This window comes from Methylobacterium sp. Leaf469 (genome assembly GCF_001424745.1).
GTDB lineage: Bacteria > Pseudomonadota > Alphaproteobacteria > Rhizobiales > Beijerinckiaceae > Methylobacterium.
This window is the reverse complement of the sequence record NZ_LMRE01000013.1, coordinates 1-26380: the sequence shown is the minus strand read 5'-3', so window position 1 is coordinate 26380 and position 26380 is coordinate 1. Positions and strand designations below refer to the sequence as shown.

Below are 26380 nucleotides of genomic sequence, written 5' to 3'. Positions count from 1 at the left end.
CCTGTCGGTGTCATGACCGAAGCGGGGCCAGCCGAAGCGGGCCCGGCGGTCAGCTCTTCTTGTCGAGGGGACGGCCGAGCAGCCGGGCGAATTCGGCCTCGATCTCCTCGACGGAGAACGGGTTCGGTGCCGGAGCGGCCTTCGTCGGCGCGGGCTTGACCGGATCGGGCTTGACCGGCTCGGGCGCCGGCGGCGGGGCCTCCGGCGCGAGGGGTGGCGCCACCGGTCCGTCGGGGGGCAGCGCGGAAGGGTCCAAGTCGAGTCCAGAACGGTCGAGTCCGGAACGGTCCGGCTCGGTCACGGGGGCGGCGGGTTGGGGGGCTTCGAACAGGTCGTCGGCCTGCCCCGCATCGAGCTCGGGCGCCTCGGCGGTCGCGGCCATGGCGGCGGCGATCGGGTCGACGGCTTCGGGCTCGGCCGGCCGGGGCTCCGCGAAGGTGGGGGCGGCGGCCGGTTCGGCGACGGCGGCGACGGGGGTGAACACCGCCTCGGGTTGCGCCCGAGGCTCCGCCATCATCACGGGCGCGGGCGCGGGGATCGGAGCCGGCTCCGGGGCGACCACGAAGGTCGGCGCGGGCGGCGCCGGCACGGGTTCGCGGTTCGGCTCGGGCAGGCGCGGGGGCGCCGCGGCGGGAGACGGGCGGCGCACGGCCTGTTCGAGCTGGCGGGCCATGTCGGAGAGGATGGCCGCGTCGAAGCTGCGCTGCGGCACCGGCGCCTCGGGGCGAACTTCAGGAATCGGCTCGGGATCGGGGCGGGACGCATCCTCGGCGGCCTGGGCACGCTTGGCCGCGCCGGGCACGAGGTTGGCGAGGGAGGGCGGCAGGCGACGAGCCGGGCGCGACGCGGGGGGGTCGGTGCGGGGCGCCGGCTCGGTGGCCGGTTCGCGGATGCGAGCCGTCTCGGCGGCAAAACTCGGTTCTGGGGAACGGGTCGGCTCGGGCGCGCGCGGCGGCTCCGGCACGAAGATGTCCGCCGTGTCGGGTGCGGAGAGGTCGAGAGGGCGGCCGACGCTCGCCCGGCGGGTGGTCGAGCCGGGCAGGGGCGGGGCCACCACCACCGGCATCTCGAACGCCGGTTCGAAGGCCGGCTGGAACCGGGGCGGCTCGAGGGAGGCGGCGGGCTCCGCCTCGGATTCCAGCTCGGGCTCCCGGCGGGCCGCCTCGTCGGTGCCGAGCCGCGCGCCGACGCCGCGCGAGATGTTGCGCTCGATCACGACGTCGTTGGGGCCGCCCACGAGGAGCAGGTGCTCGACGTTGTCCCGCCGCAGCAGGATGAGCTGACGCTGCCGGTCGAGTTCGTAGATGTCGACGATGCCGAGGCGCGGCTGGCGTCCCCGCGCACCGAGTTTCGTCGAGAGGGCGTGGCCCCGGCCGGTCAGGCGGCGAAAGGCGAACACCACGGCGGCCAACACCGCGAAGATCACGATGAAGATGATCGCGAACTGGATCGTCGAGGAGCCGTCTGAACTGAAGAACGAAGACAAGACCGGGGTCTCTCGCTTTTTAGGGGCCACCGGCCCGACGCAACGCTGGTGGAAGCACTATCACGCCCGCGCCGAGCCGGGGCAACAACGTTAAGACTTCGTTAACAGGCTGTTGATGCGGCGGCCGACTGTTCCGCCGGCGCAGGATCTTAACGCGGCGTTAACCATGGGCACGGCAGATTTTGCCCATCGCCCGGCAATTCCAACCGGGCGCGGTCGCTGGAGATCGCACCGTGTCCGTCACCGACCTGCCCACCCTCGGCATGCTGCGCACCCGGATGCAGTGGCACCAGACCCGCCAGAAGATCCTGGCCGAGAACGTCGCCAATGCCGACATGCCGGGGTTCAAGCCGCGCGACCTGGCGAACCCCGATCTCGGTCGCGGCGGCGGCGGCGGTACCCTGGCGATGACCCAACCCGTGGGCGCGTCGGGGGGCAGCCTCGCGGTGACGAGCCCGGCGCATATCGCCCTCGCCGGGATGGGGGAGGGGCCAGGCGCCGATCCGCGCCGGGTCCGGGGCTTCGAGATCAGGCCGAGCGGAAACGGTGTGAATCTCGAGGAGGAGATGATCAAGGCCGCCGACAACCAGGGCAGCTACGGCCTGGCCTCGTCCATGTACCAGAAGAGCCTCGAGACCCTGAAGATCGCCATCGGCAAGCGCTGACCGACCCGCCGATCCTCCGCCCGCTGAACGCCCCTCGACGACGGTAGAGCGCCATGGACTTCCTCAAATCCCTCACCACCTCGGCCTCCGGCCTCAAGGCCCAGTCGAGCCGCATGCGGGTCATCGCCGAGAACATCGCCAACGCCGAATCGGCCCCCACCACGCCCGGCGGCGAGCCCTATCGGCGCAAGATCCCGACCTTCACCCAGCAGGTCGACCGCGAGACCGGGGCGAGCCTCGTCGAGACCGGGCGCGTGCGCCGCGACTCAGCCCCGTTCCGGGTCAAGCACGATCCGGGCAATCCGGCCGCCAACGCGAAGGGCGACGTGAGCCTGCCCAACGTCAACGGGCTCATCGAGAACATGGACATGCGCGAGGCCCAGCGCTCGTACGAGGCCAACCTCAACATGGTCACCGCCACCCGTCGGATGATGGCCAAGACCCTCGAGATCCTCAAAGCCTGATCCGCACTCCCTCGCGCGAAAGACACTCCATGGCCACCAACGCCTTCGCCGCCGGAGCCTATGCCGCGGTCCAGAACATCGGCGCCAAGGGCGCGATGGCCAAGGCCGCGCCGGTCGCCAGCCCGCAGGGCATGAACTTCGGCGCGATGCTGTCCTCGACCCTGGATTCCGTGGGCGAGGCCGGCCGCCGGGCCGACACCCAGGCCCTGGCGGTGGCCGGCGGCAAGGCCAACGTCGTCGACGTGGTCACGGCGGTGGCCGAGAGCGAGACCGCCCTCCAGACCATGGTCGCCGTGCGCGACCGCATGATCTCGGCCTACGAAGAGATCATGCGGATGCAGATCTAGGGGTAAGACCCACGTCCGCTTCTCCCTGCGCGAGGGCGGGACGATCTGAGGTGAACCGCACCGTCTTTCCGGGGCGCCGGAGGCGAAGCCGGAACCCAGAGCCGCCGACAGCGGAAGACCTTGCAAAACGTGAGTTTCTTGATCCCGGGTTCCGCTGAGCGGCCCCGGGATGACAAGGCCCCGGGATGACACGGGGCCGGAGATTTCCGAAGGCCCGAGCCGTCGAACGCGTTCAACTTTTCCACCTGCTCCTCAGAATCCGAAACGAAGCACCCCCATGACCGGCCTCGCCATCATCGACGTCGCGCGCGACGGCATCTTCGTCTTCCTGAAGGTCGCGGGGCCGACCATGCTGGTCGCCCTCGTGGTCGGCCTCGTGATCTCCCTGCTGCAGGCCCTGACCCAGATCCAGGAACAGACCCTGATCTACGTGCCCAAGATCGTCGCCGTGTTCGCCACCCTGCTGTTCATGCTGCCCTTCATGGGCGACGCCATGGGTGGCTACATGACCCGCATCGCCGCCCGCATCGTCTCCGGGGGGTGACGCCTGCCATGACGGGCCGCGAACCTGCCGTGAAGGGCCGCGAACCTGCCATGACGGGCCGCGAACCTGCTATGACGGGCCATGAACCTGCTCCTGCCCGGCATCGCGGCGGCCTTCCTCCTCACCTTCGCGCGGGTCGGCACCCTGGTGATGCTGCTGCCGGGGGTCGGCGAGCAGCTCGTGTCGCCGCGCCTCCGCTTGGCCTTCGCGCTGCTGCTCACCCTCGTGCTGTTCCCGACCGTGCGGCCGCTCCTGCCGATGCAGGGCGAGGCCATCGCCGGGCCGGGGCTCATCGCCCTGCTGTTCGGCGAGGTGCTGGTCGGGCTGGTGCTCGGCCTCAGCGTGCGGATGGTGCTCGCCGCCCTGCAGGTCGCCGGCGTGGTGATGTCGCAGCAGCTCGGCCTGTCCTACGCCATGACCGTCGATCCGACGCAGGGCGGCCAGCAGACGGCGCTGGGCAATTTCCTGGCGCTCCTCGGCGTCACCCTCATCGTGGCCACCGACCTGCATCACATCGCCCTCGCGGCCATCGGCCGGAGCTACGTGCTGCTGCCGCCGGACGGCGTACCGGGGTTCGGCGAGGCGGCGGCCCTGGCCCTGAAGGCCATCGCGCGGGGCTTTGCGCTGGGCGTGCAGATCTCTGCGCCGTTCATCGCCTTCGGCATCCTGTTCAATGTCGGGCTCGGCGTGCTCGCCCGGCTGATGCCGCAGATGCAGGTGTTCTTCGTTGCCGTGCCGGCCTCGGTGCTCATCGGCATGCTCGTGCTGCTCGGGAGTCTGGGCGTGATGATGGGGGTGTTCCTGGACGATATCGGGCGTTACCTCGCGGACCTCGCCGGGCGATGAGCCGCGCTTCCGGCAGCACGGGGGCCTGACCCATGTCCGACGATGCGGATCCGGAAGACAAGACCGAAGACCCGACTCCGCGGCGCATCGAGAAGGCCATCGAGCAGGGCAACGTCCCCAACTCGGTCGAGATCAACACGCTCTTCATCCTGGCGGCCTTCACCCTGGCCCTGGTGATGGCGTCGGGCTCCATCGCGCGCGAACTCGTGGCCGGCATGCGCGGCTTCCTCATGAACGCCCACGCGGTGCCCTCCGACCCGCACGTCTACGCCGCCATGGGCCTGCGCACGATGCTGCTGTACGCCCAGGCGCTCGCCATCCCGGTGGGGCTGGTGGTGGTGGCGGGGCTGGCCGCGGGCCTGCTCCAGCACCCCCTGGTGTTCTCCGTCGAAGCCATCGGGCTGAAATGGGAGCGGCTCTCACCCATGGCCGGCGTCAAGCGCATCTTCGGCAAGGAGGCGATGTTCCAGTTCGTGAAGGGGCTGGCCAAGCTCGCCATGGTGGGCATCGTCGGTGGCACCATCCTGTGGGGCGAGCGCGACCGCCTCGACGCGTTCGTGCGCCTCGACCTCACCGCCACCCTGGCGGCGATCCTGGCCATCTGCCTGAAGCTCATGGGCGGCATGCTGGCGGTGTTCGTCGTCATCGCCATGGGCGACGCCCTGTACCAGCGCTTCCAGTGGCGGCAGAAGCTGCGCATGTCCAAGGAGGAGATGAAGCAGGAGCACAAGGAGAGCGACGGCAACCCCGAGGTGAAGGGCCGGATGAAGCAGATCCGCGCCCAGCGGGTGAAGAAGCGCATGATGGCGGCCGTGCCCACCGCCACCGTCATCGTCACCAACCCGACCCACTACGCCGTGGCCCTGCGCTACGAGGCCGGCATGCAGGCGCCGATCTGCGTCGCCAAGGGAGTCGACAGCCTGGCGCTCCGCATCCGGGCGCTCGCCAAGGAACACGGCGTGCCGGTGCTGGAGAACCCGCCGCTGGCCCGCGCGCTGCACGCGACCGTGGACATCGACGAGGAGATCCCGGCCGAGCATTACCGGGCCGTCGCTGAGGTCATCGGCTTCGTCATGCGCCTGCGGCGCCGGGCGGCGTGAGCCTTTCGGCGCGTGCGAGATCGGCCAAGCACCACGGTTTGTGCACCTTTTTCCCCGCAATTTAACGGAAGCCGTGGCGGGATGACCCTTGCCGCGCGTGCGGACCGGGCGCTAACCGGTAGGCGCAAGAAAGGTGGATCGACCCGGGATGGCTGAGTTCAGCGGACCAACCAAGGCCGCGTCGAACGCGATCGACCGGTCCGAGCGGCCGGGCCGCGTCGGATTGCTCCTGGTCCTGGCGGGGCTGCTGGTGGGGGCGGCCGTCGGCCTGTCCTTCGTCGCCAACGAGCAGGCCCAGCCGCTCATCCTCGGCCTCCTGGCGCTGCTCGCCATGGCGGGCGTGTTCTGCCTGTTCGCGCTCGCCATCGGCGCGCTCCAGCTCGCCGGGCAGACGGGGCGCGACGACATCACCAAGGCCATCGTCGACGCCTCGCCCGAGGGCACCATCGTGGTGGAGGAGGGCGGCCGGCTCATCTACGCCAACGAGGCCTACCTCACCATCGCGGGCGGCGAGAGCTTCGCCAACCTGCGCGCCGTGGAACGGGTCTTCGTCGGCTCGCCCGAGGTGTCGGAGGCGGTCTACCGCCTGGCCCAGGCCGCCCGCGAGGGCCTCGGCCACGGCGAGGAGATCCGCATGGCGCCGCCGCCCGACGGGGCCGGCGACCGCGCCTTCGCGTGGTACCGCATCGCCGTGCGGCCCATCGACCGGCCGCGCCGGCCCGCCGCCCTGTGGACCGTGAGCGACATCACCCACGAGCGCGAGCGCCAGGAGAACGTCTTCCAGGAGCTCCAGCACGCCATCGACTACCTCGACCACGCCCCCGCCGGTTTCCTCTCCATCGATCCGGCCGGGTCCGTCGTCTACATGAACGCCACCCTGGCGACCTGGCTCGGCTACGACCTCGCCACCGTGGGCTCGGGCGGCCTGCGCCTGCCCGAGATCGCGCCGGGCGCCGACGTGCTCACCGCCACGGGGGGACAGCCCGGCGAGGTGCGGACCGACCGGTTCGACCTCGATCTGCGCCGCCGCAACGGCCACCCCCTGCCGGCCCGGCTCTACCACCGCGTCGCCTTCGGGCAGGACGGCAAGCCCGGGTCCTCGCGCACCATCGTGCTCAACCGCTCGGCAGGCGCGGAGACCGACGAGCCCCAGCGCGCGGCGGAAGTGCGCCTCGCGCGCTTCCTCAACAACAGCCCCATCGCCATCGCGACGGTGGACCACGCCGGCCACATCGCCCGCGCCAACGCCTCGTTCGCGCGCCTGTTCGGCGGCACCCCGCGCCAAGCGATGCCGGACGGGCACGGCAGCCTCAACGCCGAGCCGACCATCTGGGACGCCCTGGTGGAGCGCGACCGCGCCGCCCTGGAGACGGCCCTGACCAAGGCGTCCGGCGGGCTCGCCGCCATCGAGCCCATCGAGGTGATGCTGACGGGGGCGGGCAACCGCTCGGCCCGGGTCTGGCTCAGCCCCGCCGGCGTCGAGGGCGCCGCGGAAGGGGCTCCGGCCCCAGGTACTCCCGCTCAAGGCACGCCCGGTCAAGGCACTCCCGGTCAAGGCACCAAGGCCGACGAATCCGGCGACCGCGAACGGGTGATCCTCTACGCCCTGGACACCACCGCCCAGCGCCAGCTCGAACAGCAGGTCGCCCAGGCCCAGAAGATGGACACCGTAGGCCAGCTCGCCGGCGGCATCGCGCACGACTTCAACAACGTCCTGCAGGCGATCATCGGCTACTCGGACCTGCTGCTCGCGAGCCACCGGCCCACCGACCCGGCGTTCCAGGACATCATGCAGATCAAGCAGAACGCCAACCGGGCCGCCAGCCTGGTGCGTCAGCTGCTGGCCTTCTCCCGCCGCCAGACCCTGCGGCCCGAGGTGATGAGCGTCGGCGAGGCCCTGTCCGACCTCACCTTGCTGCTGAAGCGCCTGCTCGGCGAGCGGGTCGACCTCGACCTCAAGCACGGGCGCGAGATCTGGCCGATCAAGGCCGACGTGAACCAGTTCGAGCAGGTCATCGTCAACCTCGCGGTCAACGCCCGCGACGCCATGCCTGAGGGCGGGCGTCTGCTCATCCGCACCGCCAACGTGGTGCACGATTCCACCCCTGAGGAGGCGCGCCTCGGCATGCCGGCGGGCGACCACGTCCTCATCGAGGTCATCGACACCGGCCAGGGCATCCCGCCCGACGTCATGGAGAAGATCTTCGAGCCCTTCTTCACCACCAAGGAGATCGGCAAAGGCACCGGCCTCGGCCTCTCGACGGTGTTCGGCATCGTCAAGCAGAGCGGTGGCACCATCGACGTGCGCTCGACGGTGGGGGAGGGCACGACCTTCCGCATCTACTTCCCCCGCCACGAGCCCGTGGCCGAGCCGGAGCCGGCGCCCCTGCCGGCCACGAGCACCACGGGCGAGATCGCCGCCCACCGCCTCAAGGGCACCCCCGAACTCGCCGCCCCGTCGCCGAGGAAGCCCGCGCCCGACCATACCGGCCAGGGCGTGATCCTGCTGGTGGAGGACGAGGATCCCGTGCGTGCCGTCAACAGCCGCGCCCTGTCGGCCCGCGGCTACACGGTGCTGGAGGCGGCCTCCGGCCTCGATGCCCTCAAGATCATCGAGGACAAGAGCCAGACCATCGACCTCGTCGTGTCCGACGTGGTGATGCCCGAGATGGACGGCCCGACCCTGCTGCGGGAACTGCGCAAGCACCACCCCGACCTCAAGGTGATCTTCGTCTCCGGCTACGCCGAGGACGCGTTCCGCAAGAACCTGCCCGAGGGCGAGGACTTCAACTTCCTGCCCAAGCCCTTCAGCCTGAAGCAGCTCGTCGAGACGGTGAAGGAAACCATCGCGCGCTGATTTTTACGGGGGGCAACGAACCGTGCGACTCGGGGCTTCGAACCTGACGTCAGATAAGTTGGCTGGAGGCCGATGACCTCCACGCCGTCATTCGGGGGCCGCGGAGCGGAACCCGGAATCCAGAGCCGCGACGCGCGTTCGACATGGCCCTTCCTGTGTTTCTGGATTCCGGGTTCGCCTGCGGCGACCCGGAATGACTGCGTGGGTGTCGTGACCGACCACGCAATCCGGCGAGCGGTCCGCCATCGTTTTGAAGCCGTCGCTCCGAAACCACGTCTGCCAGCCTTGCGGAATTAGAACAAAACGAGTACATCAATCGTCATCCGAGGCGCATTGAGCCTTGCTCCCACCCCATGCATAAGGATGCCGACGAATGGCCCAGCCAGCGCTGAAAGTTGTGGACGCTCCCATGGTGGACAAGGACAAGGCGAAGGCGATCGACGCCGCGCTGTCGCAGATCGAGCGCGCCTTCGGGAAGGGCTCGATCATGCGCCTGGGCAAGAACGCCCAGGTGGCCGAGGTGGAGGTGGTTTCCACCGGCTCCCTCGGGCTCGACATCGCGCTCGGCGTCGGCGGCCTGCCGCGCGGGCGCGTCATCGAGATCTACGGCCCGGAATCCTCGGGTAAGACCACGCTGGCGCTTCACACCATCGCCGAGGCCCAGAAGAAGGGCGGCGTCTGCGCCTTCGTCGACGCCGAGCACGCCCTGGACCCGATCTACGCCCGCAAGCTCGGCGTGCAGCTCGACGACCTGCTGATCTCGCAGCCCGACACCGGCGAGCAGGCCCTCGAGATCACCGACACCTTGGTGCGCTCGGGCGCCATCGACGTCCTCGTGGTCGATTCCGTGGCGGCGCTGACGCCCCGCGCCGAGATCGAGGGCGAGATGGGCGACAGCCAGCCCGGCCTCCAGGCCCGGCTCATGAGCCAGGCGCTGCGCAAGCTCACGGGCTCGATCTCGCGCTCGAAGTGCATGGTGATCTTCATCAACCAGATCCGCATGAAGATCGGCGTGATGTACGGTAGCCCCGAGACCACCACGGGCGGCAACGCCCTGAAGTTCTACGCCTCGGTCCGCCTCGACATCCGCCGCGTCTCGACCCTGAAGGATCGCGACGAGGCCATCGGCAACCAGGTCCGCGTGAAGGTGGTGAAGAACAAGGTCGCCCCGCCGTTCAAGCAGGTCGAGTTCGACATCATGTTCGGCGAGGGCGTCTCCAAGGTCGGCGAACTCATCGACCTCGGGGTCAAGGCCGGCATCGTCGAGAAGTCGGGCGCCTGGTTCTCCTACAACAGCCAGCGCCTCGGCCAGGGCCGCGAGAACTCGAAGGGTTTCCTGCGGGACAACCCCGACATCGCCGCGAAGATCGAGGCGGCGATCCGCCAGAATTCCGGCATCCTCGCCGACAAGATCCTCGATACGGCCAAACCCACCGAAGAGGATCTGGACGAAGGCGAAGCCTGAGTTCCGGACCCGTCACCCGACACGAGAAAGCCGCCGGGCCCCGTGCCCGGCGGCTTTCTCGTGGTGCCTCGCTATTCACGCCGCCCGCGCCATCGCGAGGAAGCGGACGATTTTGGCGGGCAAATGCCCCGAATGACACGAGCGTGCCGAGGCGGCCTCGGCGACGTCACGGACGATGTCCTGGGTCGTCGGACCCTGCTGCTCGCGGGAGGCCGCGATGGTGGAGGCGACGCCGTTGATTTCGCGATCTCGCGATCTTGCAGATACGTGCCGTGATGGCGGCGATCGCCGAGACTGCCTGACTCGTGGCGGACTGGATCTCGGCGATCTGGCAGGAAATGTCCTGGGTGGCCTGCGCCGTCTGCCTCGCGAGCCTCTGCACTTCCACGGGCGCCTGGATTAGGCCGCGGCGCGTCCCCCGACCGTCAGCCCGGCGGCAGCATCTCGATGGCGATGCCGGCATAGAATGCCGCGAGGTCGGCGATCTCGGCATCCGACAGGCCCTTGGCGACGACGTTCATGATCGCGTTGCTCCGGCGTCCGTCGCGGTACTCGGTGAGCGCCTTGACGAGGTACGGCTCGACCTGCCCCGCGAGGTTCGGGGCTTCCGGCAGCTTCGACAGCCCGTCCATGCCGTGGCAGGTCTGGCAGGCGGTGGCGGCCTTGCGGCCCGCCTTGGCATCGCCGGCCCGCGCCGGACCGATGGCGAGCCCGCTCAGGAGCGTGGCGGCGAGGAACAGGGCGGCGGCGGGATGGGGCATGCGGACTCCGGGTTCTGGGGCGATCGAGATATCCGCGCGCAGGCCGTCGAACCAGAAGCCGCAGGGCCATCGGGCAGACGCGACCTGCGGCCGGTGAGCCGGGCGGGCGCGCGGCCCGCCCCCCAAAAGGTCACTTCCCCTCGTACGAGATCCGGTAGATCGCCCCGGCCGTGTCGTCGGCGACGAGCAGCGAGCCGTCGAGGAACACGGCCACGTCCGCCGGGCGGCCGAGATACTCGCCGTCGCCCGTGAGCCAGCCCTCGGCGAACGGCACCGGCGCGCCCGCCTTGCCGTCCTTCTCCACCGGCACGAACATGATCCGGGCGCCGATGGGCGTGGTGCGGTTCCAGGAGCCGTGCTCGGCGATGAAGATCCCGCCGCGATAGGCGGCCGGGAACTGCTTGCCGGTGTAGAACGCCATGCCGAGATCGGCCGCATGCGGCGGCAACTCGGCCTGCGGGAACACCGCCCCCTTCGGAGGCTCCTCGTCCTTGTACTCGACGGTGCGGACGGCGCCGCCGCCGAACCACGGGAAGCCGAAGAATTCCCCGGCCTTCGTGGCGCGGTTGAGTTCGCCCGGCGGGGTGTCGTCGCCCATGCCGTCGACCTGGTTGTCGGTGAACCACAGGGACTTGTCGGCGGGGCTGAAATCCATGCCGACGGAATTGCGGATGCCCGTGGCGAACACCTCGCGGTTCTTCCCGTCGGCATCCATCCGGACGATGCCGCCGATGCCGGTTCTGGCGTAGAGGTCGCGCTTCTCCGCCGGCGGCACGTTGTAGGGCTGGCCGAGGGACACGTAGGTCTTGCCGTCGGGGCCGATGCGGCAGATCCGGGCGGTGTGGTTGTAGCTCTCCTCCGCGGCCGGGATCAGCGCGCCCTGCTTGACCAGCACGCCGGCGGCGACGTCGGGGCTCTCGTAGAAGAACTCCGCCGCCGGGAACGACAGCACCCGGTTCTGTTCGGCGATGGTGAGCACGCCGTCCTTCGAGAAGCAGACGCCGTTGGGGATCTTGAAGTCGATGCCGGGCGCGAAGGCCCGGACCTCGTCGGCGACCCGGTCCTTGTCCCGGTCGGTCACCGTGTAGACCTTGGTCTTGCGGGTGCCGACGAACAGCACGCCGGCGTTGGGCCCGACCGCGATGGAGCGGGCATCGGGCACCACGGCGTAGAGGTCGATCCGGAAGCCCTCGGGCAGCTTGATCTTGGCCAGCGTCCGGCGGAGCGCATCGGCGCGGCGCCCGGTCTGGGGGATCTCGGGCGCCTCGGCCGTGCCCGTGCTCTGCATACCCTGGAGCTTCTCCAGGGCGTCGGCCTTGGCCTTCGTCTCGGCGGGGGCGGCCCCCTGCGCCTGCGCCCCGAGGGGGGCCGAACCGAGGGTGACGCCGGCCAGAAGCGTCGCGACGAGGACGGATCGCATGGGGTACTCTCCCGGCTCCGCCCGCATGATCGGGGCGGTTGCCGGACGGACGTTACGGGCTTGCCGGTGGTCTCCACAAGGGGAGGGCCGTCCCCCGCGGGGGACGGCCCTCCCCGGGATGTCAGTACGGCAGGATCTTGACGAACAGGCCCCACAGCACGAGCAGGATGCCGACCACCGAGACGCCCCAGATGATGGAGCGGATCTTCGGCACGCCGAAGCCGTAGACCGGCAGGTAGGCGAGGCGCCCGAAGAAGTAGAGGTAGGCGCCCAGCACCACGGCGGTGTTGTGGCGCCCCGTGGCGACGCAGGCGAGCACCAGGGCGGCGAAGATCGGGAACGTCTCGAAGAAGTTCTTCGAGGCCTTCTCCAGACGGGCGGCCGCGCCCGTCACCTCCGGCGTCCGGCCCTCGCGGTTGCCGGCGGCCCAGGTGAAGCCGCCGCGCTGCTGCAGGCCGCTGTAGGAGGCGGCGATGATGTGGACAAGGCCGAGGAAGCAGGACCAGGCAAGGAGGCGGATTTCGACGGGCATGGGCGCGGTGTGTCCTTGGTCGGTGGTGATCCCCGTACCTAGACCATCGCGCGGGCGAGGGGCACCCGCCGGTGCGAAACGTGAAACCGCCCGTGACTTGAGCCGGAACCCTCCGTATGAGACGCCTGCGCGCGGACTAGCCGTCATGGCCGTCAGCACCGACCCGGCAGGGCCCACCGACAGAGTCTATACAGCGATGAGCGGCGTCAACGAGATCCGGTCGACCTTCCTCGACTACTTCGCAAAGGCGGGCCACGAGGTTCTGCCGTCCTCGTCGCTGGTGCCGCGCAACGACCCGACGCTGATGTTCACCAACGCCGGCATGGTGCAGTTCAAGAACGTCTTCACCGGTGTCGAGAAGCGGCCCTACAATCGCGCCACCACATCGCAGAAATGCGTCCGCGCGGGGGGCAAGCACAACGACCTCGACAACGTCGGCTACACCGCGCGCCACCACACCTTCTTCGAGATGCTCGGCAACTTTTCCTTCGGCGATTACTTCAAGCCGCAGGCCATCGAACTCGCTTGGGATCTGATCACCAAGGAATTCGGCCTGTCGAAGGACCGCCTGCTGGTGACGGTCTATGCCGACGACGACGAGGCCGCCTCGCTGTGGAAGAAGATCGCCGGATTCTCCGACGACCGCATCATCCGCATCGGCACCTCGGACAACTTCTGGCAGATGGGCGACACCGGCCCGTGCGGCCCGTGCTCGGAGATCTTCATCGACCAAGGCCCCGGCCTGCAGGGCGGCCCGCCCGGCTCGCCCGACGAGGACGGCGACCGCTTCCTCGAATTCTGGAACCTCGTGTTCATGCAGTACGAGCAGGTGGAGCCGGGCAACCGCCTCGCCCTGCCGCGCCCCTCCATCGACACCGGCATGGGCCTGGAGCGCATGGCCGCCATCCTCCAGGGGGTGACGAGCAACTACGAGACGGACCTGTTCCGCGCCCTCATCGACGCCGTGAGCCACGCCGTTGGCCGCCCGCCGGAGCCCGCCACCCGCGCCTCCTACCGGGTCGTCGCCGACCACCTGCGCGCCGCGTCCTTCCTCGTCGCCGATGGCGTGCTGCCGGGCAACGAGGGCCGGGGCTACGTCCTGCGCCGGATCATGCGCCGGGCCATGCGCCACCTCGAACTCCTGGGCTCCCGCGAGCCGGTGATGTACCGCCTGGTGCCGACCCTGGTGCGCGAGATGGGTCAGGCCTACCCCGAACTCACCCGCGCGGAGACGCTCATCGGCGAGACCCTGCGGCTGGAGGAGACCCGGTTCCGCCGCACCCTGGAGCGGGGGCTGGCCATCCTCGACGCCGAGACCCGCGACCTCGCGCAGGGCCAGAACCTGTCGGGCGAGACGGCCTTCACCCTCTACGACACCTACGGCTTCCCCCTCGACCTGACCCAGGATGCCCTCAAGGCGCGCGGCATCGGCGTCGACACCGACGCGTTCGGGGCCGCCATGGAGCGCCAGCGCAAGGCCGCGCGCGCCGCCTGGACGGGCTCCGGCGAGGCCGCCACCGAGACCGTCTGGTACGGCCTCAAGGAGCGCACCGGCGCCACGGAGTTCCTGGGGTATGAGACGGAGTCGGCCGAAGGCATCGTCACGGCTCTGCTTCGCGACGGCGCCGAGGTGGAGGCCCTGGAGGCCGGCCAGACCGGCCTCGCCCTCGTCAACCAGACCCCGTTCTACGCCGAATCCGGCGGTCAGGTCGGCGACACCGGTACGCTGACGGCCGCCGGCCTGAAGGCGCGGGTGACGGCCACCGAGAAGAAGCTCGGCGACCTCTTCGTCCACCACGTCACCGTGGACGAGGGCCGGCTCGCCCTGAACCAGCCCGTGGAACTCTCCGTCGAGGCCGATCGGCGCGCCGCCATCCGGGCCAACCACTCGGCGACCCATCTCCTGCACGAGGCCCTGCGCCAGGTGCTCGGCGACCACGTCGCCCAGAAGGGCTCCCTCGTCTCGGCCGAGCGCCTGCGCTTCGATTTCAGCCACCCCAAGCCCCTCGACGAGGCCGAGATCCGCGCCGTCGAGGACATCGCCAACGCCGTGCTGCTGCAGAACACCCCCGTGGTGACGAAGCTCATGGCGCAGGACGAGGCCGTGGCCTCCGGCGCCCGCGCCCTGTTCGGCGAGAAGTACGGCGACGAGGTCCGCGTCGTCTCCATGGGCCTGCCTGGGGCGGGCGGTAAGGCGTTCTCGGTGGAGCTTTGCGGCGGCACCCATGCGGCGCGCACGGGCGAGATCGGTCAGGTCTCCGTCGTCGCCGAGAGTGCCGTCGGCGCGGGGGTGCGCCGCATCGAGGCCCTGACGGCGAATTCCGCGCGGCGCTTCCGCGCCGAGGAGGGCCGCACCCTGTCGCAGATCGCCGGCCTGCTGAAATCCGCCACCGCCGACGTGCCCGAGCGCCTGGCGAGCCTCATCGAGGACCGCCGCCGCCTGGAACGCGAACTCACCGACGCGCGGAAAAAACTCGCCATGGGCGGGGCCGGATCGGGCGGTGACGAGATCGTGGAGATCGGCGGCGTGAAGCTCCTGGCCCGCGTGGTCGAGGGCGTCGAGATGCGCGACCTCAAGAGCCTGGCCGACGAGGGCAAGAGCCGGATCGGCTCCGGCATCGTCGCCCTGGTGGGCGTCGCCCCCGACGGCAAGGCCGGTCTCGTCGTCGGCGTCACCGCCGACCTCACCGAACGGTTCGACGCCGTCGCCCTGGTGCGGGCGGGCGCCGGCCACCTCGGCGGCAAGGGCGGCGGCGGTCGCCGCGACATGGCCCAGGCCGGAGGACCGGAAGGCACGGGCGCGGCGGCGGCTCTGGACGCGATCCGGACGGCCCTGGCCGGATAGGATCATGGTGTGCGCGTCGTCGGCCGGTTCGGTGAATTGCCGAGCCCAACGTGCGACGCCGCAGCGGTACCGCGCACTGCCTTCGATCGCGCGCACCGTGCCGCAAGCTCGGTCCACGGGATCTGCCCCGCACGCCGGGGAATGCCGACGGGCCCCCCGTGGGCACACGGTCGCGCGGCGCATCCCAGCACGGACCCGGGGGAGCCGACGGCCGACGATTCCTCGCGGCTTGCGGAGGCAGCGGCATGGAAGAGCGCCATCCCCGATGCCACCGGGCCTCCGACCCGCCCCTGAAGTTGCCTGCGGATTAGGCATATGACCTCAGCGTAGGCGCCGGCCTGGCCTGGGAATCCCGCCCGCCTTACCGCGTCGCGGCTGGAGGGCGTGGTGCGGTTTGTGCAGGATCGGCGATACGCTTCCCGGGCCGTTCGTGCGCGGCGAACGGTCCCGTGTGGCGTGGGCGGGCGCGGCCCCGCAACACCGGACCTCGCGCGCGCTCTGCCCCTGTGTCACCGCCCTGACCCGGACGTTCCATGCCCGAATGCCTCGTCTTCCGCGTGCCGACCCGGCACCCCGCCGACGTCTCGGGGGTGATGGACCTCATCGCCGCCGGCGCCGTGGCGGCGGATGAGATCGTGGCGATCTTCGGCAAGACCGAGGGCAACGGCTGCGTCAACGATTTCACCCGCCAGCTCGCCGTGATGGCCCTGGAGACCGCGCTCGCCGGCGCGATGGCGTGTACGCCCGAAGCCGTCGGCGGGCGGGTCGCCCTGGTGATGTCGGGCGGCACCGAGGGCGGCCTTTCCCCCCATCTCCTCGTATTGGCGCGCCGCGACGGCCCGGCCGTGCCCGGCGCGACGGCGCTGGCCATCGGCACCGCTTTCACGGCCGATTTCCGGCCCGAGGAGATCGGCCGCATGGCGCAGGTGCGGGCGACGGCAGCGGCGGTCGCCGAAGCCATGGCCCGGGCCGGGCTCGACGACCCGGAGGCCGTACATTTCGTCCAGGTGAAGTGTCCGCTCCTGACCAGCGCCCGCATCCAGGAGGCTGCCGCGCGCGGACGGGACGTCGCCACCCACGACACCTACGCCTCCATGGGCCTGTCGCGCGGGGCCTCCGCCCTCGGCATCGCCCTGGCCCTTGGCGAAGTGGCGGACGAGGACCTCGCCGACGCCGCCATCGGTGCGCGACGGGACCTCTATTCCGGCCGCGCCAGCGCCTCGGCCGGCATCGAACTCATGCGCAACGAAGTCATCGTGCTGGGCAACGCGCCCGGCTGGACCGGCCCCCACGCCATCGCCCACCGGGTCATGCGCGACGGCATCGATTTTTTCGCGATTCAGGGCGTGCTGGCGGATCTGGGCTTTCCCGGCTCCGGCCAACTGACGCCGGAGGAGTCGGAGCGCGTGGTCGCCCTGCTCGCGAAAGCCGAGCCCTCGCATGACGGCCTGATCCGCGGCCGGCGTCACATCATGAACGACGACAGCGACATCAACGCCACCCGGCACGCCCGCGCCCTGGTCGGTGGGGTCGCCGCCGCCGCCATCGGGCGCACCGACCTGTTCGTCTCCGGCGGCGCCGAGCACCAGGGACCCGACGGCGGCGGCCCTGTTGCGATCATCGCCCGCGTGAGGGACTGAAGCGATGCCCGACTTCGATCTCGCCATCCGGGGCGGCACCCTCGTCACCGCCACCGATACGTTCAGGGCCGATCTCGGCATCCGCGACGGGCGCATCGCGGGAATCGCCGAGCGGATTACGGATGCGGCCCGCACCCTCGACGCCTCCGGGCTCCTCGTGCTGCCGGGCGGCATCGACAGCCACGTCCACATCGCGCAGGATTCCGGCCCCGGCATCGCCATGGCGGACGACTTCGCCTCTGCGACCCGTGCGGCGGCGGCCGGCGGCAACACCTGCGTGATGCCGTTCGCGCTCCAGCCCCGCGGCGCCTCCCTGCGCGAGGCGACCCATGCCTACCGGGCGCTGGCGGAGGGCCAGTGCCACATCGATGTCGCCATCCACCTCATCGTGTCCGACCCGACGCCGGCGGTGCTCGGCCAGGAGCTGCCGGCCCTGATCGCCGAGGGCTACACCTCGTTCAAGGTGTTCATGACGTACGACGATCTGGTCCTGAACGACCGCCAGATCCTCGACGTGTTCGACGTGGCCCGCCGCGAGGGCGCGCGCGTCATGGTCCATGCCGAGGGCTACGACGCCATCCGGTACATGACCGAGAAGCTCGAGAAGGCCGGCGAGACCCGCCCAATCGGGCATGCCCTGTCCCGGCCGCAGGTGGTGGAGCGCGAGGCGGCGCACCGGGCGATCGCGCACGCCGAACTCGTGGATCTCCCCATCGTCATCGTCCACGTCTCGGGCGCGGAGGCCATGGAGCAGATCGCCTGGGCCCGGGAGCGCGGCCTGAAAATCCACGCCGAGACCTGCCCGCAATACCTGACGCTCACCGCCGACCACATGAAGGGCCTCGGCGCCGACGACCCGATGGCGGGGGCGAAATACGTCTGTTCGCCGCCGCCCCGCGAGGCCTCCAACCAGGCCGCGATCTGGCGCGGCCTCCAGACCGGCCTGTTCGACGTGGTCTCCTCCGACCACTGCCCGTTCCGCTACGACGACGTTCAGGGCAAGCTGAACCCGCGCGCGAGAAGCGCGTTCCGCTGGGTGCCGAACGGCATCCCGGGCATCGAGACCCGTCTGCCGATCCTGTTCTCGGAGGGCGTCTCGGCGGGCCGCATCTCCCTCAATCGCTTCGTCGAACTCACCGCCACGAATCACGCCAAGCTCTACGGGCTCTACCCGCGCAAGGGCTCCGTCGGCATCGGGTTCGACGCCGACCTAACCCTCTGGGACCCGAACCGGCGCGAGACGATCCTGCAGGCCAACCTCCACCACGGCGCCGATTACACGCCCTGGGAGGGCTTCGCGGTGATGGGTTGGCCGGTGGTGACCCTCGCGCGGGGTGAGATCGTCGCCGAGGACGGGCGGGTGACCGGCGCACTCGGCCATGGGCGGGTGCTCGACCGGGTTGTGCAAGCCGGTCCCTTGGCCTGACCGGACGCCGCGACATCGGATGCGAATCGGGTATCGTCTGGCCCGCCCCTTGCTGGGATGCGGGTCGGGAGACAACGCATGGACGTCGAGCTGATCCGCCTGACCAAGCGCTACGGCCACACCACGGCCGTGGACGGCATCGACCTTAAGGTCCGCTCGGGCGCCTATTGCTGCCTGCTCGGCCCCTCGGGCTGCGGCAAGACCACCACGTTGCGGATGATCGGCGGGCACGAGACCGTGTCCTCCGGCGACGTGGTCATCGGGCCGAAGGCGGTGGGCGATGCCACCCCGGCCGAGCGCGGCACCGCGATGATGTTCCAGAGCTACGCCCTGTTCCCCCACCTCAACTGCCGCGACAACGTCGCCTTCAGCCTGAAGATGCGGGGCATCGGCAAGACCGAGCGCCGGGCCAAGGCGCTCGCCATGCTCGACCTCGTGCAGATGGCGCATCTGGCCGAGCGTCTGCCGGCCCAGCTCTCCGGCGGCCAGCAGCAGCGCGTGGCGCTCGCCCGCGCCCTGGTCACCGGACCCAAGGTCCTGCTCCTCGACGAGCCGCTCTCGGCCCTCGATCCGTTCCTGCGGGTGCGGATGCGGACCGAATTGAAGCGGCTCCAGGCCGAACTCGGCATCACTTTCATCCACGTCACCCACAGCCAGGAGGAGGCGATGGCGCTGTCCGACCTCGTGGTGGTGATGAACGGCGGCCGCATCGAGCAGGCGGCCGACCCCCGCACGATCTTCGAGCGCCCCGCCACCGCCTTCGTCGCCCGCTTCATCGGCGGCCACAACATCATCCGCCTGCCCGATGCGACGGAGGTCGCCGTCCGGGCGGACCGGATGCGCCTCGGGGCGGAGGCGGGGCCCGAGGCGGTGCCGGCGCGCGTCGTCTCCATCGAGTATCAGGGCACCAGCGTGCATGTGGGCTTCGAGGCCGACGGCCTCGGCGGGAGCGGCGCGACCGCGCTCACGGCCGTCATCGACGACGGCGCCTATGCCGGCCACCCCCTCGCGCTGGGCCAGACCGTGCCCCTCGGCTGGGATGCCGCCGCCGCCCATCGCCTGAGCGCCTGAACCGTTTCTCACTGCGTACGAGGAATCCGCATGACGACCACGATCAAGCTGAGCCGCCGCACCCTGCTGCAGGGCGCGGGGGCCACCGGACTGGCCCTCGGCGCCGGCCCGATCACCGGCTTTCCCAACGTGATCGCCGCCGAGCCCGTGACCCTGCGCTACCTCGGCACCGCCGTGAACCAGTCCGGCGACATCGCCCGCAAGGTGAAGGAAGATCTCGGCATCACCCTCGAGTACATCCCCGTCGTCACCGACGAGGTGACGAAGCGCGTGGTGACCCAGCCGAACTCGTTCGACCTCCTCGACACCGAGTTCTTCAGCCTGAAGAAGCTCATCCCGTCGGGCAACATCCAGGGCATGGATGCGCGCCGGATCAAGCAGGCCGACAACATCACCCCGGTCTTCACCAAGGGCGAAGTGGCCGGAAAGAAGATCGGCGACCAGGGCACCGCCCCGAAGAAGGTGTTCTACCTCGAGGGACAGAACTCGAAGAATTTCGCCGGCTCGGCCACCGAGTGGATCACCCTGATCCCCACCACCTACAACGCCGACACGCTCGGCATCCGGCCCGACCTGATCAAGCGCCCGATCACGAGCTGGAAGGAACTCTTGAACCCCGAGTTCAAGGGTAAGGCCTCGATCCTCAACATCCCCTCCATCGGCATCATGGATGCCGCCATGGTGATCGAGGCCACCGGCGACTACACCTACCCCGACAAGGGCAACATGACGAAGGCGGAGATCGACCGCACCATCAAGCTGCTGATCGAGGCCAAGCGCGCCGGCCAGTTCCGCGCCTTCTGGCAGGATTTCAACGAATCCGTGAACCTGATGGCGTCCGGCGAGACGGTGATCCAGTCGATGTGGTCGCCCGCCGTCACCAAGGTGCGCTCGCAGGGCGTCGCCTGCACCTACCAGCCCCTCAAGGAGGGCTACCGCGCCTGGGCCACGGGCTTCGGCCTGCCCAAGACCCTGACGGGCCGCAAGCTGGATGCGGCCTACGACTTCATCAACTGGTTCCTGTCCGGCTGGGCCGGCGCCTACCTCAACCGCCAGGGCTACTACTCGGCGGTGCTGGAGACGGCCAAATCCCACCTGGAGCCCTACGAGTGGGCCTACTGGATGGAGGGCAAGGCCGCCGAGAAGGACATCAAGGGCCCGGACGGCGGCGTGCTGGAGAAGGCCGGCGCCACCCGCGACGGCGGCTCCTTCGAGGCCCGCATGGGGGGCGTCGCCTGCTGGAACGCGGTGATGGACGAGAACACCTACATGGTCCGCAAGTGGAACGAGTTCATCGCCGCGTGAGCGGGGTGATGCACCAGGCACGGAGCGCGCTTCCCGCTCCCCGCCCGGCGGGGAGAAGGCCTCGTCGTCCCCTTGTCGGGAGGCGAGGCGAGCCCGGCAGGGCGACGGTGAGGGGGTATCGCCGGTCGTGCCTCTTACGGTTGCGCCCCCTCACCCTCGCTGCCGCTCGGCTCGCCCCCGACAAGGGGGGCTCGCCCCTCTCCCCGCAAGCGGGGAGAGGTTCTGCGCTCGGCTGGAGTGAGCCATGACCGACACTGCACTCTCCTCCCTCCCCGCCATCGCGAAAACCCCGGCCGTGACGGCCCCCACCACGAGCCTCACGGCCAAGACGCGGCGGCGCCGCGCGCTGGCCTATCTCCAGGCCGCCCCGCTGGCGTGCGTGTTCCTGGTGTTCTTCGTGGTGCCGCTGGCACTGACCCTGATCGTCAGCTTCTGGTCCTACAACGAGTACGAGATCATCCCTGCCTTCACGGTGCAGAACTACATCGACGTGTTCGAGGGCTGCCTCAACACGGCGGACGCCTGCACCACCGTGCGGACCTACCTCTCGACCCTGAAGTTCTGCGCGCTGACCTGGGCCTGCACCCTCGTGATCGGCTTCACGGTGGCGTATTTCGTCGCCTTCCACGTGCGTTCGAAGACGATGCAGATGGCGCTGTTCCTCGTCTGCACGATCCCGTTCTGGACCTCGAACGTGATCCGGATGATCTCCTGGATCCCGCTGCTCGGCCGCAACGGCCTCGTCAACGACACCCTGATGGGGATGGGCCTCATCAAATCCCCCATCGAGGGCCTGCTGTACTCCGACTTCTCGGTGGTGCTCGCCTTCGTCCACCTCAACACGGTCTTCATGATCGTGCCGATCTTCAACAGCATGGCGCGGATCGACCGCTCGCTCATCGAGGCGGCCTACGATTCCGGTGCCACCGGCTGGCAGACCCTGTGGAACGTGGTGGTGCCGCTGGCCAAACCCGGCATCGCCATCGGGTCGATCTTCGTGATCACCCTGGTGATGGGCGATTTCGTCACCGTCGGCGTCATGGGCGGACAGCAGATCGCCTCCGTCGGCAAGGTCATCCAGGTCCAGATGTCGGCCCTGCAACTGCCGGCGGCGGCGGCCAACGCGGTGGTGCTGCTCGGTGCCGTGATGCTGATGATCGTGGCGATGACCCGCCTGATCGACCTGCGGAAGGAACTCTAGCGTTGAGCGACCGGCCCCGCTCCCCCGCCTTCTATGCCCTCGCGGCGTTCTTCGCCCTGTTCGTCGCCTTCCTGTACGGCCCGACGCTGACCATCCTGGTCCTCAGCTTCCAGGGTCCGCAGGGCGGCCTCACCTTCCCGATGAACGGGGTCTCGACGCACTGGTTCGGCAAGCTCTGGGCCGGTCTCGGCATCGTCGATATCTGGGGGGCGCTGTGGCGCTCGCTCCGCCTCGGCCTCGTGGTGATGGGCCTCACCGTGGTCATCGCGTTCTTCGCCGGCCTCGCCTTCCGCAAGCGCTTCCGCGGCGAGGGCGCGCTGTTCACCATCGCGGTGGCGAGCCTGATCGTGCCCTCCATCGTGGTCTCGCTCGGGATCGGCCTGGAATTCCGCCTCCTCGACGATGCGGTGAACTGGGCGGCGGCCGCCACCGGCTGGGGCTGGCTGCAGGAGCACGGCACCCTGATGGGGCTCTACACCTCGGCGCTGGGCGCGCACCTGACCTGGACGCTGCCCTTCGGCCTCCTCATCATGTTCGCGGTCTTCAACCGGTTCGATCCGGCCTACGAGGAGGCCGCCCGCGATCTCGGCGCCACCGGCGCCCAGACCCTGCGGCACGTGGTGGTGCCGATCCTCGGACCCTCGCTCGTCGGCGTCGCCCTGTTCGGCTTCACCTTGTCCTTCGACGAACTCGCCCGCACCAGCCAGGCCATCGGCGGCCGCAACACCCTGCCGCTCGAACTCCAGGGCCTCACCACCACCGTCACCACGCCGGAGATCTACGCGCTCGGCACCCTGACCACGGGCATGTCGCTCGCCGTCATCGGCCTCGCCCTCGGAACGAGCCTTTATCTCCAGCGGCGCAAGGCGAAGGCCGGGCTGCGCCTCGGCTAGGAACTTCCGCGAACGGTTCGGGGCGGAAAGCCCGTGCGGGCTATCCTGGGATAATGCGTGCGCAGGGAGGACGCTTACGATCCGCGCATCATCGGCGTTTTTGCAATAGGGGCTGGTGACCGGGAGAGATTTGGGCTTCCGCCTATGTGGCAAAGCGAAGTTGCTAATGCACCCGGTTTCCAACAACGCTCCCATGACCATGCTGCTGCGCAAGCTCGACAGCATCGCCACCCTCTCGGATGAGGAGCAGGAGGCCGTTCGCAACCTGCCGGTCAGAATCCGGACCCTCGAGCCGAGACAGGATATCGTGCGGGAGGGCGACATGCCCTCGCAATGCTGCCTGGTCCTCGAAGGCTGGCTGTGCCGCTACAAGGTGTTGGGGGACGGGCGCCGCCAGATCTTCTCGTTCCACATTCCCGGCGACACCCCCGATCTGCAGAGCCTCCACCTGCCGGTGATGGATCACAGCCTCGGCACCATGACCGTGGCCACGGTGGCGTTCATCCCGCACGACAGCCTGCGCGACCTGACCCTGCGCTTCCCGCGCCTCGGGGCGGTGCTGTGGCGCGACACCCTGATCGACGCGGCGATCTTTCGCGCATGGATGACCGGCATGGGCCGCAAGTCGGCCTATGGCCGGATCGCCCACCTGTTCTGCGAGATGTACCTTAAGCTCGAAGCGGTGGGCCTCGCCGGCGATCACCGCTGCCCCCTGCCGATCACCCAGACCGAACTCGGCGAYGCGCTCGGCCTCACCACCGTGCACGTGAACCGCACCCTGCAGGAGATGCGGGGCCAGGGGCTGATCACCCTGCGCAGCAGCACCCTGGTGGTCAACGCCTGGAACGACCTGTGCCGNGCGCTCGGCCTCACCACCGTGCACGTGAACCGCACCCTGCAGGAGATGCGGGGCCAGGGGCTGATCACCCTGCGCAGCAGCACCCTGGTGGTCAACGCCTGGAACGACCTGTGCCGCTCCGCGGAGTTCGAYCCCACCTACCTCCATCTGAAGAAGCAGGCTGACGGATGAGCCTCCACCTCCAGCCTGTGCAGGTCGCGACGGGCAGCAACGATACCGAGAGCCATCTCGTGTTCGACGATGGGTTCCTCGTGGCGATCCTGGTTCACCTGTGCGAGCAGCACGGGTCGGACGCCGGCCGGTGGTTCCTCGAAGCCGGATTCGGCCGCGTCGACCACCCGAACCCGCCGACCTTCGCCAGCCTCGNACCTGTGCGAGCAGCACGGGTCGGACGCCGGCCGGTGGTTCCTCGAAGCCGGATTCGGCCGCGTCGACCACCCGAACCCGCCGACCTTCGCCAGCCTCGGCGCCGCGCAGGACTGGATCACGCACCGCCTCGCCACGACGGCAAGCTCCGCACTGTGATGCCGAGGCCGGGTGCCGATCCGCATGGGCGGCGGCAAATCGCGCCACACCGACCACCATCCCGGTGGCGCCGTCGCCGATGCGGCCGCATTCCGGTGCGTTCGCTCGGGATCGTGGGCACCCACGCCCGGCGTAGCATCCGCGCAGCGAGCGAGCTGCGGTGCGTCCATGTCCGGACCGCGAGCGGGGGGCCGTGTCCGCTGCGCCCTCGAAGGCGTCGGCGCGACTGCATCGCGCCACCGGCAGGTGCCGGCTGATCGCGACGGCATCGCTCACCCCCTGGTCCGGGTGGCGCACCGGTCCGCCGGGATGGCGGCGGTCGGACGCCGCGCCGCGGTGCGGGCCCCGGTGCCGCGTGTGGTGCGTGCATCATGGCCCACTCCGCCCCCGCGGCGGCGGCCCGGCGCCCTCGTTGGCAAGCCCCGCAGGGTCGTGGGCAAGCCCCGCAGGGTCGTTGGCAAGCCCCGCAGGGTGGCAGGCGCGGCCGGCGGCACGGCGCGCTTTCGCGAGGGCCGCGAGGGTCCTGGGATCGGCACCGTCCGCGCGGGCCTGCGCCTCCCACGCGAGAAGATCGGCGAAACGCCGCTCCTCACCGGTCAGCGGACCCTCGGCGAAATCCTCCCGTATCGCCGCCCGGTTTCGCTCGCCCAGCGGCCGCTCCGTCGTCGCCGGAGGCCGGGAGGGCGCCCGCTCGGCCATGGGTCTCACGCCAGTTCGGAGGTGGTCCGATCGACGGCCGGCGCGCGCACCCGTCCATCCCGCCGGGGAATCTCCGCGTCGATCCGCCGGAACGTCGCGAGCGCCTGTCCGACGATCTGGTCCATGTTGTAGTAGCGATAGGTGGCGAGCCGGCCGACGAACCAGACATTCCGCTCGTCGCGGGCGCGTTGCTCATAGCGCTTGTAGAGCGTCTGATGCGCGGCGCACGGGATCGGGTAGTAGGGCTCGCCCTCGGCGGACGGATACTCGTAGGTGAGGGCCGTGCGCGGATGCGTCTGCCCGGTGAGGTGCTTGTATTCGGTGACCCGAGTGTAGGCCTCCGTCTGCGGATAGTTGACCACGCCCACCGGCTGGTGCCACGCGACGTCGCGTGTGACGTGCTCGAAGCGCAGGCTGCGATAGGGCAGGGGGCCGTAGCAGGTGTCGAAGTAGGTTTCGATCGGACCGGTGAAGATGGTGCGCCACGCCCGTGCGGTGGGACCGAGGCTGCGGAAGTCGGTGCCGAGCGCCAGCGTGATGTTGGGATGGTCGAGCATTGCGGCGAACATCGCCGTGTAGCCGTGCTTCGGCATCGCCTGATAGCGATCGGTGAAATAACGGTCGTCCCGGTCGGTCCGGGTCGGAACCCGAGCGGTCACCGACCGGTCGAGCTCGGAGGGATCACGGCCCCATTGCTTGCGGGTGTAGCCGCGAAAGAACAGCTCGTAGAGTTCGCGGCCCACCGTCGAGACGACGACGTCCTCGGCGGTTCGGATCTCCTCGACGGGCTCCGCCCGGGCGGCGAACCAAGCTTCGAGCTCGGGGGACGTCAGAGACAGTCCGTACAGCCGGTTGATCGTGTCGAGGTTGATCGGGATCGGCACGCGCCGGCCGTTCACCTCGGCGAGGACCCGGTGCTCGTAGGGCCGCCAGGCCGTGAAGTCGGACAGGTACGCGAACACCGCCTGTGCGTTGGTGTGGAAGATGTGCGGCCCGTAGCGGTGGATCAACAATCCGTCGGCGTTGAGACAGTCGTAGGCGTTGCCGCCGATGTGGTCGCGCCGGTCGACCACGAGGATTCGCTCGCCCCGCTCGCGCGCGAGGCGCTCGGCGAGCACGCTACCGGCAAAACCGGCTCCGACGATCAGCCAATCGTACATCGGTCTCGAGCCTCGACTGTTCGGGCCGCGGGGAGGGCGCGCAGCGGACGGCCCCATCGCGGACGGGAGGGGATCAGACGGTCTCGCGCATCACCGGACGCGGCGAATCCGACATCGGTTCGCCGAGGACCGCCATCATCCGCGCCTCCATGTCGGCCCAGGTTCGATCTTAGAGGCTGTTATGAACCGCTTGCCAGTTGAGCGGCCTGTTTGAGCATGAGTCAGACGAAGGCGACGATGTGGAGATCGGCGAGTGTGCTGGGATAGCG

At 69.8% G+C, this 26380-nt stretch carries 20 protein-coding genes and 1 pseudogene; 16 read left to right on the top strand and 5 right to left on the bottom strand.

The window, feature by feature from the left end:
• Positions 1–49: 49 nt before the first annotated feature.
• Positions 50–1486 (bottom strand): hypothetical protein, encoded by a 1437-nt coding sequence (locus ASG60_RS10060; RefSeq protein WP_056385350.1) that lies wholly within the window; start codon positions 1484–1486, stop codon positions 50–52.
• A 233-nt stretch (positions 1487–1719) separates the two neighbouring features.
• Between ASG60_RS10060 and flgB the strand changes: the two genes are divergently transcribed.
• From flgB to recA, 8 genes are all read left to right on the top strand, one after another.
• The gene (flgB, locus tag ASG60_RS10055; RefSeq protein WP_056263887.1) at positions 1720–2151 is read left to right on the top strand and encodes a flagellar basal body rod protein FlgB; all 432 of its coding nucleotides are present in this window, start codon (positions 1720–1722) and stop codon (positions 2149–2151) included.
• A 53-nt stretch (positions 2152–2204) separates the two neighbouring features.
• Positions 2205–2615 carry a flagellar basal body rod protein FlgC gene (gene flgC, locus ASG60_RS10050; protein ID WP_056169338.1) on the top strand — a complete coding sequence of 137 codons (411 nt, stop codon included), beginning with the start codon at positions 2205–2207 and terminating at the stop codon, positions 2613–2615.
• Between the two features lie 29 nt (positions 2616–2644).
• Positions 2645–2962, top strand: a complete 318-nt coding sequence (gene fliE, locus ASG60_RS10045) for a flagellar hook-basal body complex protein FliE (RefSeq protein ID WP_056169341.1) — start codon at positions 2645–2647, stop codon at positions 2960–2962.
• 277 nt (positions 2963–3239) lie between these two features.
• Positions 3240–3506: a flagellar biosynthesis protein FliQ gene (gene fliQ / locus ASG60_RS10040; protein WP_056169344.1), complete on the top strand. Its 267-nt coding sequence runs from the start codon at positions 3240–3242 to the stop codon at positions 3504–3506.
• Positions 3507–3587: 81 nt separating this feature from the next.
• A complete protein-coding gene (gene fliR / locus ASG60_RS10035; protein WP_056169349.1) occupies positions 3588–4352 on the top strand; it encodes a flagellar biosynthetic protein FliR in 765 nt (254 codons plus the stop codon).
• A gap of 32 nt (positions 4353–4384) precedes the next feature.
• Positions 4385–5452: a flagellar biosynthesis protein FlhB gene (flhB, locus tag ASG60_RS10030; protein WP_056263861.1), complete on the top strand. Its 1068-nt coding sequence runs from the start codon at positions 4385–4387 to the stop codon at positions 5450–5452.
• Between the two features lie 148 nt (positions 5453–5600).
• On the top strand, positions 5601–8309 hold the full coding sequence (locus ASG60_RS10025) for an ATP-binding protein (RefSeq protein ID WP_056385348.1): 2709 nt from the start codon (positions 5601–5603) through the stop codon (positions 8307–8309).
• Between the two features lie 373 nt (positions 8310–8682).
• Positions 8683–9774, top strand: coding sequence for a recombinase RecA (recA, locus tag ASG60_RS10020; protein WP_056169360.1), 1092 nt, complete (start codon positions 8683–8685; stop codon positions 9772–9774).
• 425 nt (positions 9775–10199) lie between these two features.
• Here the strand turns inward: recA and ASG60_RS10015 are convergent, their stop codons facing one another.
• The 3 genes from ASG60_RS10015 to ASG60_RS10005 all read right to left on the bottom strand — a co-directional run bounded on the left by ASG60_RS10015 (position 10200) and on the right by ASG60_RS10005 (position 12487).
• Positions 10200–10535 carry a cytochrome c gene (locus ASG60_RS10015; protein ID WP_056385345.1) on the bottom strand — a complete coding sequence of 112 codons (336 nt, stop codon included), beginning with the start codon at positions 10533–10535 and terminating at the stop codon, positions 10200–10202.
• Positions 10536–10665: 130 nt separating this feature from the next.
• Entirely contained in the window at positions 10666–11955 is a 1290-nt protein-coding gene (locus ASG60_RS10010) for a PQQ-dependent sugar dehydrogenase (RefSeq protein ID WP_056385343.1), read from the bottom strand.
• A 121-nt stretch (positions 11956–12076) separates the two neighbouring features.
• The gene (locus ASG60_RS10005) at positions 12077–12487 is read right to left on the bottom strand and encodes an MAPEG family protein (RefSeq protein ID WP_056263868.1); all 411 of its coding nucleotides are present in this window, start codon (positions 12485–12487) and stop codon (positions 12077–12079) included.
• Positions 12488–12683: 196 nt separating this feature from the next.
• Between ASG60_RS10005 and alaS the strand changes: the two genes are divergently transcribed.
• From alaS to ASG60_RS09965, 8 genes and pseudogenes are all read left to right on the top strand, one after another.
• Complete coding sequence (alaS, locus tag ASG60_RS10000) at positions 12684–15332, top strand: alanine--tRNA ligase (RefSeq protein WP_056385342.1); 2649 nt, start codon at positions 12684–12686, stop codon at positions 15330–15332.
• A gap of 533 nt (positions 15333–15865) precedes the next feature.
• Positions 15866–16972 (top strand): ring-opening amidohydrolase, encoded by a 1107-nt coding sequence (locus tag ASG60_RS09995; RefSeq protein ID WP_056385340.1) that lies wholly within the window; start codon positions 15866–15868, stop codon positions 16970–16972.
• A gap of 4 nt (positions 16973–16976) precedes the next feature.
• Positions 16977–18398: a dihydropyrimidinase gene (hydA, locus tag ASG60_RS09990; protein WP_056385338.1), complete on the top strand. Its 1422-nt coding sequence runs from the start codon at positions 16977–16979 to the stop codon at positions 18396–18398.
• 78 nt (positions 18399–18476) lie between these two features.
• Entirely contained in the window at positions 18477–19469 is a 993-nt protein-coding gene (locus tag ASG60_RS09985) for an ABC transporter ATP-binding protein (RefSeq protein WP_056385336.1), read from the top strand.
• Between the two features lie 30 nt (positions 19470–19499).
• Positions 19500–20774 (top strand): extracellular solute-binding protein, encoded by a 1275-nt coding sequence (locus ASG60_RS09980; protein ID WP_056385334.1) that lies wholly within the window; start codon positions 19500–19502, stop codon positions 20772–20774.
• A 244-nt stretch (positions 20775–21018) separates the two neighbouring features.
• On the top strand, positions 21019–21975 hold the full coding sequence (locus ASG60_RS09975) for an ABC transporter permease (RefSeq protein ID WP_056304628.1): 957 nt from the start codon (positions 21019–21021) through the stop codon (positions 21973–21975).
• A gap of 2 nt (positions 21976–21977) precedes the next feature.
• Positions 21978–22868: an ABC transporter permease gene (locus ASG60_RS09970; RefSeq protein ID WP_056169388.1), complete on the top strand. Its 891-nt coding sequence runs from the start codon at positions 21978–21980 to the stop codon at positions 22866–22868.
• Between the two features lie 166 nt (positions 22869–23034).
• Positions 23035–23726: pseudogene (locus ASG60_RS09965) on the top strand (Crp/Fnr family transcriptional regulator); the annotation flags it as partial.
• Between the two features lie 1230 nt (positions 23727–24956).
• Here ASG60_RS09965 and glf read toward each other — a convergent pair.
• Entirely contained in the window at positions 24957–26111 is a 1155-nt protein-coding gene (gene glf / locus ASG60_RS09950; RefSeq protein WP_056385328.1) for a UDP-galactopyranose mutase, read from the bottom strand.
• Positions 26112–26380: the final 269 nt, after the last annotated feature.

Excerpts from the sequence above, each read along its gene's own strand:
- flhB (WP_056263861.1), top strand. The coding sequence starts at position 4,385 with ATGTCCGACGATGCGGATCCGGAAGACAAGACCGAAGACCCGACTCCG.
- ASG60_RS10010 (WP_056385343.1), bottom strand. The coding sequence starts at position 11,955 with ATGCGATCCGTCCTCGTCGCGACGCTTCTGGCCGGCGTCACCCTCGGT.
- flgC (WP_056169338.1), top strand. The coding sequence starts at position 2,205 with ATGGACTTCCTCAAATCCCTCACCACCTCGGCCTCCGGCCTCAAGGCC.
- ASG60_RS10015 (WP_056385345.1), bottom strand. The coding sequence starts at position 10,535 with ATGCCCCATCCCGCCGCCGCCCTGTTCCTCGCCGCCACGCTCCTGAGC.
- alaS (WP_056385342.1), top strand. The coding sequence starts at position 12,684 with ATGAGCGGCGTCAACGAGATCCGGTCGACCTTCCTCGACTACTTCGCA.
- ASG60_RS09985 (WP_056385336.1), top strand. The coding sequence starts at position 18,477 with ATGGACGTCGAGCTGATCCGCCTGACCAAGCGCTACGGCCACACCACG.
- ASG60_RS09975 (WP_056304628.1), top strand. The coding sequence starts at position 21,019 with ATGACCGACACTGCACTCTCCTCCCTCCCCGCCATCGCGAAAACCCCG.
- fliE (WP_056169341.1), top strand. The coding sequence starts at position 2,645 with ATGGCCACCAACGCCTTCGCCGCCGGAGCCTATGCCGCGGTCCAGAAC.
- ASG60_RS09995 (WP_056385340.1), top strand. The coding sequence starts at position 15,866 with ATGCCCGAATGCCTCGTCTTCCGCGTGCCGACCCGGCACCCCGCCGAC.
- ASG60_RS09980 (WP_056385334.1), top strand. The coding sequence starts at position 19,500 with ATGACGACCACGATCAAGCTGAGCCGCCGCACCCTGCTGCAGGGCGCG.
- ASG60_RS10025 (WP_056385348.1), top strand. The coding sequence starts at position 5,601 with ATGGCTGAGTTCAGCGGACCAACCAAGGCCGCGTCGAACGCGATCGAC.
- recA (WP_056169360.1), top strand. The coding sequence starts at position 8,683 with ATGGCCCAGCCAGCGCTGAAAGTTGTGGACGCTCCCATGGTGGACAAG.
- ASG60_RS10005 (WP_056263868.1), bottom strand. The coding sequence starts at position 12,487 with ATGCCCGTCGAAATCCGCCTCCTTGCCTGGTCCTGCTTCCTCGGCCTT.
- fliQ (WP_056169344.1), top strand. The coding sequence starts at position 3,240 with ATGACCGGCCTCGCCATCATCGACGTCGCGCGCGACGGCATCTTCGTC.
- hydA (WP_056385338.1), top strand. The coding sequence starts at position 16,977 with ATGCCCGACTTCGATCTCGCCATCCGGGGCGGCACCCTCGTCACCGCC.
- glf (WP_056385328.1), bottom strand. The coding sequence starts at position 26,111 with ATGTACGATTGGCTGATCGTCGGAGCCGGTTTTGCCGGTAGCGTGCTC.
- fliR (WP_056169349.1), top strand. The coding sequence starts at position 3,588 with ATGAACCTGCTCCTGCCCGGCATCGCGGCGGCCTTCCTCCTCACCTTC.